This window comes from Tissierella carlieri, from assembly GCF_018917285.1.
In the GTDB taxonomy this organism is placed as follows: Bacteria; Bacillota; Clostridia; order Tissierellales; family Tissierellaceae; genus Tissierella; species Tissierella carlieri.
Genome location: NZ_JAHLOH010000033.1, coordinates 47,643 through 59,117, shown reverse-complemented (window position 1 = coordinate 59,117; position 11,475 = coordinate 47,643). Strand labels below are relative to the sequence as shown.

Here is an 11,475-nt window from a genome sequence, read left to right as displayed (position 1 = left end):
TTATATTAAGATATAAAAATATTAAAATCAATACATCTTCTTAACATATTTATGATAGTAATATTTTATTCTACCCCAATACTTTTTTAGTCGATTTTCCATAGTATTCTTATATTTTTCTAGTTCTAATACATCCTCATTTGAAGAAGGAAAGCTACTGTACTTACTTTTTACAAAGATTTCTGTAATTTCTTTTATTCCTATTTCATCATAGGAATAGAATTTATACGCAATACGATTTGCATATTCATAGTGAGTTTCTCCATATAGTTGGGGATAACCCATTAATTCCTTAAGCCTTAGAATTTGTCGATATAGATAAATAACTCTTTTATTATTGGATAACTTTTTAGCTTTAGCTTCACGATAGCTATATTGTAAAAATCCTACTGAAAATCTTAGAGGGATTATTAATAATAAAATGATTGTAAATAAATCAACAGTATCACTTGGTAAACCAGTAGGTATATCTTTGTAGTCTTCCTCATAGTCTGATTTCCTTCCATCAATAATAGTTTGGTCACCATCAATAATTTGATCATCAATATCCTTTCTTGGACCTCTAGTACTTTCCCTAGCTTCATTTAACTCCATATCCTTATCGGATTCATTTAGCTGATAATTTTCTAATCTAGATTCTACAGGGTAAGCAGGTGTAGGCTCAAAGGTCATCCAACCAACTGGTTCAATAAATGCTTCTACCCATGCATGGGCATTTTCATGTTTTACCTCATATACACCAGTTTCAATAGAATCTTTAGCTAAATAACCTTCTATATATCTGCTTGGTATTCCTGATAGACGAAGCATCACAGCCATAGATGTTGCATAATAGGTGCAGTAACCCTCTTTTTCTTCGAATAGGAAATAATCTATAAACTCTTGATTTTCTGGTACATATTCCACATCTAAGCTATATTTATAATTATTTCTAAGATAATTCTCAATAGCCACTGCTTTTTCAAAATCATCTTTAGTATCCTTTACTATTTCCCTTACTAGATCTTTTGTCCGTTCAGTTATTTTATCTTTAGGTATTTGTAGATATATATTTAAGTCAGTCATATCTTTCTTTTTTTGTTCTATACCTAGGGATACTAACATCCCATATGGAAGAGGTTTTTGTACTAGGACAAGATAGCTTTCACCATTATAAACTCCATTGGAGAATACCAAAACATCATCACGGTTTACTTTTAGCATATGATTATCTGAGAAGCTAACTTTAGCTGGTTTATAAGGACTAAAAAGGGTAGTTGATGCAAAATCATGATAAGTAATAGTAATATATTCTTGCTTGTAATAAATTTTCTGTTCTTCCTGTGAAATACCACTGAAGTCTTGTTTCAATCCATAATTTGCTGAAGGTTCAATTATAGTATCCCAAGAATTCCCCGTATAAACTTGCTTTACATTTCCCCTTAGATAAGTACTATCACTTATACGTACTATCATAATTCTCTTATCACTTAAGTATACAGGACCTCCTAATTTTGAGCTTTCACTTTGATATCCTGTAATTGAAAAATTGAATAGTGTAGCGTTTCCAGATTTCCGGCTATAGATATCATAGGAACGTAAGTCTTCGATAAATGGGAAGATGGTATAAACTTTTTGCTGCAACCAAGGCCATTCGATATAGTTGTAACTCTTTGGCAATAGTAAAGCTATGAAAACAATTAATATACTATAGGTAGTTAATGTGTGGAACCATGGATTGTAAAGGTTCTGTAACTTTTTCTGAGAATATTTATTTAATCCTATGAGAATAAAAAATGCTAATAGAAATATGGAAATCATCCAATATGCTTGATTGAAAAAATTATACCAATAGTAAAGGAAGGAAACTATATAAATAGGAAGCAATAGATAAATATTTTTACTCCTAAATAAGATGAAAGCAGTAAACAATGATACTAAAATTATAAGTATTGCCCAGAATAGCAACATATTATCTGATGCAATACTTTCTTTCCCTTGGAGATGAGCAATTATATTTTTAAACAAAGAAAGAATTCTTTCTATTATGGTAAATAAAATGGGAGAAACGAAACGGTGTATCAAGATAGTGATTAGAGAACTAATAGCTAAAAGTCCATATAGAATTAGTGGATTTAGTAGAAAGAATTTAACCATCATACTTCCTAGCAATACTATTAATACTTGCAGCATAATATTTAGTTTTAGACCCATCCCTAAACCAAAAAGATATACTAGACAAAATACAAAAGAAGCATAAATCAGGTTAAAAAGTAATTTTTGACTTTTATTAGATATTTTATCCATGATATACCTCCAATGCTTCCTTGATACTATTGTTATAATCTAATATATATATGGGGATTCCTTCCTGTCTTAATCTTTTCTCAACGATTTGGTCTATATATCCTGTTCTGTTATCCAAATCAGTTATAACTATAAATAATGGATTAAGATTTTTGATTTTTAGTTGAATTCCTTGTGCACCAATAGCCTTATCTAAGTTTGGAGTAATAATTATAACTGTTGAACCTTTATTTAAAGTTTCAATCTTTGACGCGACAATAGATTTAAATTCAAGAGCTCCATTACCCTTAAATCTAGCTAAGGTTTCCAAAAAAGGCTTTAAGTCAGACTTTTGCTGACCTTTTACTTCTACTTGGTTTTGATCATTCTGAGTTTCCAAGTTTACTTCTATGTTTTGACTTAAACAATAATTTACTATGCTAAGAGCAACATCAGCAGTCTTATCTTCAAGACGACGATCTACATCACCCCTAAATATATTTGCTTCATTGTCTAAGAAAATGATGACATATGTATCTCCTCTATTTTCATAGTCTTTAACTATGGGAATACCTTTTTTTGCAGATAGTTTCCAATGAATGGCTTTAACGGAATCACCTTCTCTATATTCCCTCAAAGAAGCAACTCGGCTTTTATCTTGAAAATCTGAGGTTTGCACTAGAAGTTCTCCAGATTGATGGCTGGCAGTTATTTTGAAAGTAGATAGAATAATGGTTTCTGGATAGACTAGTAGAGAGGCGGGACTGGTAATTTTTTTCTTAAAAGAATAAAATCCAAAAACATCTCCCACTGTTACCTCTATTTCTCCAAATTGATAATAACCCCTTCTTCTTAGGATTGGAGACTCACTACTGCTGTAGGATTCCTTTTTTTTCAGTGCTAATGTCACTTTAGGAGAATTAATCCCTGTTAATTGCTTTGAAATATCAGATTGAATTTCCAAATAAGGTATGTGAAGAATACTATTATTTTTTACCTGATAATCTATATTGAGTATTTCACCAGTGAATAGAGATTCACTTGGAATCTCTATAGAACCTTTTAGCCCTTTAAGGGTAACTAAACAGTGAATTAAAGGAATAATGAATGTCAGTAATAGTATATAAAATAAAAAGTAAGGCAAGGTTCCTCCAACCAACAATACAAAGGTAATTATAATTATAAGGAAGATTAATGGAAGACCAATTTTTATATTATTCATTTGCCATCACCGGTACAAATACACGACTAAGAACTTCTTTTAATATCTCTTCAATACCCTTTTGCTCTATTCTGGCCTCTGGGGAAAGAATTAGCCTATGTCCCAATACAGGTACTACCATTTTCTTTACATCATCATGAATAACATAGTCTCGACCTGCTAAAAATGCCTTTGATTTTGCAGCCTTCAATAAATCAATAGAAGCTCTAGGACTAGCTCCTAAACGCAAATCTTCATAAATTCTAGTTGTATTAGAAATATTAACAATATAATCTATAATATCACGGTGAACTGTTATTTCATCTACCATGGATTGCATCTCTAATATATCTTCCTGAGATACAACAGGCTCTATAAGATTAAGATTTTTTATGGACTGATAATTTTGGAGTATTTCTATTTCAGACTGTTTTTCTGGATATCCCAGAGATAAACGCATTAGAAAACGATCTAGTTGTGCTTCTGGTAGAGGAAAAGTTCCTTGGTATTCTAGTGGATTCTGAGTTGCTAGTACCATAAAAGGTTTCTCTAAAATATAATGACTTTCTTCTGTAGACACTTCCCCTTCCTCCATAGCTTGTAATAAACTAGACTGAGTTTTTGGAGAAGTTCTGTTGATTTCGTCAGCTAAGAATACTTGATTAAATATTGGACCTTTTTTGAAAGAAAAGGTTCCAGTATTTTTATCATAGACACTAATACCTATAATATCAGAAGGCATCAGGTCTGGTGTAAACTGAACTCTTTTATATGATAAATCCATACTTCTAGCAAGTGCTTTAACTAAAGTAGTTTTTCCAACTCCAGGTACATCTTCGATTAAAAGATGGCCTTTGGCAAATAATGCTATTAAAACCTTCTCTAGAACTTCATCTTTGCCCATAATTACCTTTTTTAAGTTTTCTAAAATATCTAATGCTTTTTTATTATCCATATTTACCTCCATTACTCTTTTATAGAGATTAAATTTATTAATAAATTTTATGGCTGCAGATAATTTATATGTTACATTAATTATACCATTAAAACTATTATATAATCTACAAAATATAAGGTAAAATATAATTTCAAAACTAAGCAAATAACTATTTTATAAACAGTAGAGAATACTATCTATAAGAGAGTAATGGGATGAAGAAAAAATGTAAGTAATTAACTGCGAGGTAATTAGTGTTTTCATATTTTTGCTGAAAAAGCCTTGATTAGAATCATATCCTATCAAGGCTTCTATTATTTTTGCAATCCATATTCATTAATTTTATTAAAAAGCTGACGAGAACTAATATCAAGCCTGCGAGCTGCTTCAGCTACGTTTCCATTTACTTGATTTAGAACCCATTGTAAATATTTAGATTCAGTATTTTTTCTAAACTCTTTCAAGCTAATGATAGATTGAAATGTATTACTGGTCGAACTAGGTTTCATTCTAGCAATAGAATGTAAAATAGGAAGATTGTCTTTTTTAATAACACCATCTTCTGACAATATCACTAATCTATCGATAGTATTTTTAAGTTCCCTGACGTTTCCAGGATAATCATAATTATACAGAAATTCATTAACCTCAGGTTCAATATAAGTGATTTCACGTCTATTTTCAATGCAGGACTGTTCTAGAAAAAAATTAATCATATCCATAAGATCCTCTTTACGTTCACGGAGAGGTGGGATTCTAATGGCGATAGTGCTAATCCTATAAAAAAAGTCTTCTCTAAAAGTAGCATTTAAGATGTTTTCTTCAAGATCTTTATTAGTAGCACAAATTAGTCTAAAATCTATTAGCATAGGTGTGTTAGAACCAATTCGTTCAAATTTTTTAGTTTCAATGACTCTTAAAAGCTTCACTTGAGTAAGTAGACTGGTATCTCCAATTTCATCTAAAAATAAAGTACCTTCATGTGCCAGTTCGAACTTCCCCTTTTTTGCTTTTAAAGCTCCTGTAAATGCTCCCTGTTCATATCCAAAAAGTTCAGATTCTAAAAGGGTTTCAGTGAAAGCACTGCAATTAACTGCTACCACATCATTAGAAGCCCTTTGGCTACATAAATGAATATATTTAGCAGCAACTTCTTTTCCAGTTCCAGATTCGCCTATCAAAAGAACATTGGAATTAGAATTTGCAACCTTTTCACAGTATCTTAAGGTTTCTGCAAAAACTGGACTTTTAGTATTCAATAAAAACTTTTTATGCATATCATCTATATCTTTAACATCCATAGGTTCAATTGCTATGTTTTTTTTATTAAAGGCTTGGTTCATATACAACATCTCCTGACTATATTATAGATACATAATAAATGAAATTTATTTCTTAGTCAAGAACTAAATTTCACTATAATATAGTTAACAGTGTAAGATTAAGAGTTAATAAAAAGTAAGAAATCAATACTTTAAAATATGAAAAATACTTTTTATTACTATAATACTAAGAACTATAGCCTATATGTAAAAGATAGATTAAATTTAAATAAAAAGCAAAAGCTGGCAAGGTAATTGCAATTATTAATTGTGTAACAAAAAAACTGACAAATAGATTGATATTATTTAATATATAGGAGGGATACGTATGAAAGGTTTTGCAATGCTTGGATTAAATAATGTAGGGTGGATTGAAAAAGAAAGACCAGTGGCAGGACCTTATGATGCAATACTTAGGCCTTTAGCTTTAGCTCCTTGTACTTCTGATATTCAAACAGTATATAAAGGTACATTAGGTGATAGGCATAATTTGATTTTAGGTCATGAAGCTATAGGTGAGATTGTAGAAGTTGGCCGTAAGGTTAAAGATTTTAAACCAGGTGATAAAGTAATAGTACCAGCTGTAACACTTGATTGGAGAAATATTGATATGCACAGTAGCAGTCAACAATTAGTAGGAAGAAAATACTCAAATATAAAGGATGGAGTTTTTTCAGAGTATTTTCATGTAGATAATGTAGATATGAATGTTGCGTTACTTCCAGAGGGGATTTCATTAGAATCAGCTGTTATGTTGACAGATACAGTATCTACAGGATTTCATGCTGTAGAATTAGCAGAAGTAGAATATGGAGATACAGTGGCGGTTTTAGGCACTGCTTCTATAAGTTTGATGGGAGTTGCAGGTGCACATTTAAAGGGAGCAGAAAGGATTATTGTAGTTGGCTATAGTCCTGATTTAGTTAAAGCAGCTAAATTCTATGGCGCAACAGATATAATAAATCATAATGATGGGCCCATTGTGGAACAAATTTTAAAAATCACAAAAGGTACAGGAGTAGATAAAGTATTGGTTGCAGGGACTGATTCAGATGCAATTACTGATGCTGTGAAAATTGTTAAATTAGGTGGACGTATTGGAAATGTAAATCACTTTGGTAGCGGGGAGACATTTTCAATTCCAAAGATTGAATGGGGAGCTAATACAAGTCATGATAACACCATTAATAAAGAAATTCCCGGTGGCAGAGCTAGAATGGAAAAACAAATTGAATTAGTTAAGTATGGTAAACTTGATCCGAGTAAGATAGTTACACACGTTTTTCATGGATTTGAAAAAATAGAGGATGCATTAGTAATGATAAAAACTAGACCATTTGATTTAATTAAACCAGTAGTAATTATGTAGCAAGAAAATAAAACTCTAATGATAATTTATCATTGGAGTTTTATTTATTATTTTTGCATATCATTAACGTATCTTTGAACTCTCAACAAAAAGCCTACTACTTATATATATTTTACATTGTCATTTTATACTATTTATCAAATTTATTAACATATCTCTTTTAATTCTAATATGTTATAATTGTAAAGAATAATTTGTCGAAATTTAGCGAATTATGACTATAAATAAAGTGAGGGAATTAAATGATCAAGATAATGGCTGATTCTACTTGTGATTTATCAAAAAAAATAGTCGACAAATATAATATAGGAGTTGCACCCCTTAATATTATCATAAGTGGTACAACCTATAGAGATAAAATAGATATTGAGACAGATGAGTTTTTTAAAATTTTACCAACTTTAGAGGAATTACCTACTACATCAATGCCAAGTCCAGAAGAATATTTAAAAATAATAAATAAAGCCATTGAAGATGGATATAAGGAAATTTTATGCATTTGTATGTCTAGTGGTACAAGTGGCTCTTACCAATCAGCAGTTTTAGCAAAAGACTATTTTTTTGAAAATAATCCAAATTCAACTGTGAAAATATATGTAGTAGATTCATTATCTATGAGTCATGGAAGTGGATGGCTGATATTGAAAAGTGCTATGCTATTGGAATCGGGTTATAGTTTTGATGAATTAATTCAATTCAATGAAAATTATAAGACTAAGGTAAAACATTTTCTTTGTGTAGATGATTTAAATAATTTGATTAAAAGTGGTAGGTTGACCAATGCTAGTGCATTTATTGGTAAACTACTAAGGGTAAAACCTATTATGTCCATGAAAAAAGGTAAGGGAGCCATAGTTGCTAAGGAAAGGGGACGAAATAGAGTACTAAAATTTTATGTAGATGAGTTTATTAGAAGGGTAGATAATAAGATTACAGATTTTGTCATTATTGGATATACTTCAGATATGAATATTGCTAAGGATTTAGCAGAAAAAATTAGATTAGAGACAGATTTTAAAGATGAAATTTATATAATGCAAATGGGTGCGGCAGTAGGTACTCACGTAGGATTGGGAGGACTATCCATGTTCTTTGTAGAAAAAGAGAATTTGAAAGATGGTTTAGTTAAAAATGAAATAAGGAGTATTAGAAACAAGAAAGATGAATTAATTGAAAAGATAAGAGGTTAATACTAGTATTATTAGGAGACATTTAATATATATAGCAAGTTGTTTTATAGAAAATACTAAAGTTAGCTCTAGTGAGGAAAGTCATTGGGGCTTTTATTGTATTATGATATAGATAAACAACAAATCTTGAAAATAGAATAGAAGATTGATAAACTATTAATAAATTATCAGGTGTGTTGTAAGTGCCTATTATTAAAGAAATTCTAGAGATGAGTAGAGTCAATAAGTGAGGGGTGGAAAATGAAATATAAAATAAGTGATGTAGCTAAACTATTAGATATAACACCAGAGGCAATACGTTACTATGAATCTAAAGGAATTATAGCTCCAGAAAGATCAGAAGCTACAGGTTATCGTTATTATGGTGGCTGGGAAATTCATATGTTAATCAGGGCAAGGATATATCGTCAATTAGGATATACACTAGATGAAACAGCTAAGCTTCTTAATAATTATGAAAATGATGATATCATTTCTAATTTATCTGATAGAAAAGAAGATATTAAGAAAGAAATAGAATGGAAGAGCAATATTCTCAAACATATAGAGAAAGAGGAGCAAAGCATGATAGCTTCCAATGAGTTAATTGGAAAATATCGAGTTGAATACCGGCCTGATATTTACCGTTTAGAGATGCAGGATGGATATGTATTGCATCCAGATAAAGGTATACAGAAAATAATTTTTGATTGGCTAAACAAAATTCCCTTTGTATTTACAAGTACTTTATTCTCATTAGCAGAAGTGGAAAGTAGCGGAAAGAATTTTTCTGTTGGACTTGGTGTTTATAAAGAATATGCAGAGTTATTAGATATTGAAGAGTCTGATTATGTGAAATTGTATCCTTCTAGATTATGCATACAAACAGGAATTCAATCAAAATCTAATCGAACTATTACTCCAGAACTCTTAGCACCTGCAATTGAATATATGAATTCACAAGGAATGGAATTATCAGGAGATGTTTTAACTAAAAGTGCTTTGATGCGTAAAGTAGGTGACGACTATATAAATTGGCACCAAGCTTGGTTACCATTTAATCACATTGAATGATAAAAAAATATCATTGACTTTAAAGCTCCTTTAGACCTTATACTTATAAATGTAGATGAATTCAGCATTTATATAAAATAATTGAAGGGAGCATGAAATATGAAAAGAGTAATTGTTTTTGTTTTAATTTTGGCAATGATGACATCTGCATTAGTAGGATGTAGTCAAACTTCAGAACCGATGATTTCAGAAAAAACAGAGATGGCTTTTACTCCAGGTGTATACGAGGGTGAGGCTAAAGGAATGAAAAGCATTATTAAGGTTCAGGTTACTGTTGACGAAGAAAAGATAACAGAAGTAAAAGTAATTGAACAAGCTGAATCGGAAAGATTATTTAGTTATGCAAATGATTCTGTACCAGCGGCAATTGTTCAGCACCAAAGCGTTGCTGTTGATACTGTAGCTGGTGCTACGATGTCAAGCATTGGTATTATCCAAGCTACAAAAGATGCTTTAAAAAAATCTGGTGCGAATATGGATTTATTAAATATTAAACCAGAGAAACCAGAATTAATCGAAGGTGAAGATGAGGAATATGATGTGGTAGTTGTTGGTGCAGGAGCTGCTGGACTATCAGCAGCTATCGAATTAGGGAAAAATGATAATATAAGTATTTTAGTTCTTGAAAAAATGCCATTTACTGGTGGATCACTTGCTTTATCAGGTGGATTATTTTGGACAGGTAATGGCTCTAAATATGTAACTGAAGAAAGCTTTACTTCCGAATCACTTCTAGAGTGGTTTGAAATGAGATCTGAAACAAAGTCAAATGAAGCATTAGTTAAACATATAGCAAATATAGCAGGAGAAACATTTGACTATTTAATTGATAATGGTGCACCATGGGATGTTGAAAGTGCAACTGAAACATACCCTGATTCAGGAATATATAGATTTGAAACCAATAGAGGAGCTAAATTAACAAAGTTTAGAGATGATGCTGCAGGTAATCAAGCTGCTGAATTCTTATTAAATTTTGCTAAAGAGAGTGGGGCTGAAATAAGAGTGAATTCAAAAGTAACTTCTCTAATAGTTGATAATAATGACGTTATCAAAGGTGTAAATGTTGAAGATAGAGAAAAGAAATATACAGTAAATGCTAAAAAAATTATTTTAGCAACAGGAGGATTTGGAAATAATCGTAAATTACTTGAAGAATTTGATCCAGATTCAGCTGGAAAATGGCCATTCCTTGCGGCAGGTTCTACAGGAGATGGAATAGAAATGACTAGAGAACTTGGTATAGAAATAGTAGGTAATGGTGTAATGTCCTATGAAGCACTTACTCCAAATATGGGATATAAAGGTGAGGTAGGAAGTCTTGTATGGGTACCAGAATTATTTGTAAATAAAGATGGTAAGAGGTTTGTAGATGAAACTGGACAAAGTACAGATATTGCGTTACAAATATATTTACAGCCTGAAGATATTGGATATGGTATAGACGATTCTAAGAGTGATAGAGTTGAAGATTATGAAAAAGGTGTTGAACAAGGACTTATACTTAAAGGAGAGACCTTGGAAGAACTAGCTGATTTAATGGGAGTAAATAAAGAAAATTTCCTAGCAACTGTCAAGAAATACAATGAAACTGTTGAGAATGGCACTGAGGATGAATTTGGAAGCATTATCGAAAAAATGAAGCCACCAACTAAAGGGCCTTTCTATGCAGTTCCAACACGTGCATGTATTATTGGTACAATGCCAGGATTAATGGTAAATGAAAATTGTGAAGGACAGCCTATTGAAAATCTTTTTGCTGCAGGAGAATTAGTTTTCGGTAATATATTTAATAGAGTATATCCTGCAACAGGAACAGCTATAGCACAAGCAATATATACAGGTAAGATAGCTGGAGAAGCTGCAAATGATCAATTAAAATAATTAGGAAAAATCAAAGATTAAGATAGATAGGCATTCTTATTTCAAATAGGTTATTAAAGATATTTTTTAGAAGCATGATTAAAAGTAGAAAAGGCTTTAATTAGGATAATTAAGGTCTTTTTTCTATTTAATAGAATATAATTATAAAAATTAAGAATATTATTAATTATTCGTTAAATAACTCACGAAGACTGTTAAAAACTAAACTTTCCTCGAAACTATTGACATATATATAAAGTTGTAATAAAATTTAC

At 30.9% G+C, this 11,475-nt stretch carries 8 protein-coding genes; 4 read left to right on the top strand and 4 right to left on the bottom strand.

Features of this window, described 5'->3' with window-relative positions; all coding sequences use genetic code 11:
• Window positions 1-27 precede the first annotated feature (27 nt).
• From KQI38_RS10445 to KQI38_RS10430, 4 genes are all read right to left on the bottom strand, one after another.
• Window positions 28-2,286, bottom strand: a complete 2,259-nt coding sequence (locus KQI38_RS10445) for a transglutaminase-like domain-containing protein (RefSeq protein WP_216559159.1) — start codon at window positions 2,284-2,286, stop codon at window positions 28-30.
• Complete coding sequence (locus KQI38_RS10440; RefSeq protein ID WP_216559156.1) at window positions 2,279-3,487, bottom strand: DUF58 domain-containing protein; 1,209 nt, start codon at window positions 3,485-3,487, stop codon at window positions 2,279-2,281. The genes KQI38_RS10445 and KQI38_RS10440 overlap by 8 nt, the downstream gene beginning before the upstream one ends.
• Window positions 3,480-4,421 (bottom strand): AAA family ATPase, encoded by a 942-nt coding sequence (locus KQI38_RS10435; protein WP_216559153.1) that lies wholly within the window; start codon window positions 4,419-4,421, stop codon window positions 3,480-3,482. Before KQI38_RS10435 ends, KQI38_RS10440 begins: the two co-directional genes overlap by 8 nt.
• 296 nt (window positions 4,422-4,717) lie before the next feature.
• On the bottom strand, window positions 4,718-5,746 hold the full coding sequence (locus tag KQI38_RS10430; RefSeq protein WP_216559150.1) for a sigma-54 interaction domain-containing protein: 1,029 nt from the start codon (window positions 5,744-5,746) through the stop codon (window positions 4,718-4,720).
• A 307-nt stretch (window positions 5,747-6,053) separates the two neighbouring features.
• On the opposite strand from KQI38_RS10430, the gene KQI38_RS10425 reads away from it, so the two are divergent.
• The 4 genes from KQI38_RS10425 to KQI38_RS10410 all read left to right on the top strand — a co-directional run bounded on the left by KQI38_RS10425 (window position 6,054) and on the right by KQI38_RS10410 (window position 11,221).
• On the top strand, window positions 6,054-7,094 hold the full coding sequence (locus KQI38_RS10425) for an alcohol dehydrogenase catalytic domain-containing protein (protein WP_216559147.1): 1,041 nt from the start codon (window positions 6,054-6,056) through the stop codon (window positions 7,092-7,094).
• Between the two features lie 242 nt (window positions 7,095-7,336).
• On the top strand, window positions 7,337-8,284 hold the full coding sequence (locus tag KQI38_RS10420) for a DegV family protein (RefSeq protein ID WP_216559144.1): 948 nt from the start codon (window positions 7,337-7,339) through the stop codon (window positions 8,282-8,284).
• Window positions 8,285-8,524: 240 nt separating this feature from the next.
• On the top strand, window positions 8,525-9,337 hold the full coding sequence (locus KQI38_RS10415; protein ID WP_216559141.1) for a MerR family transcriptional regulator: 813 nt from the start codon (window positions 8,525-8,527) through the stop codon (window positions 9,335-9,337).
• 99 nt (window positions 9,338-9,436) lie between these two features.
• Window positions 9,437-11,221: an FAD-dependent oxidoreductase gene (locus KQI38_RS10410; RefSeq protein WP_216559138.1), complete on the top strand. Its 1,785-nt coding sequence runs from the start codon at window positions 9,437-9,439 to the stop codon at window positions 11,219-11,221.
• Window positions 11,222-11,475: the final 254 nt, after the last annotated feature.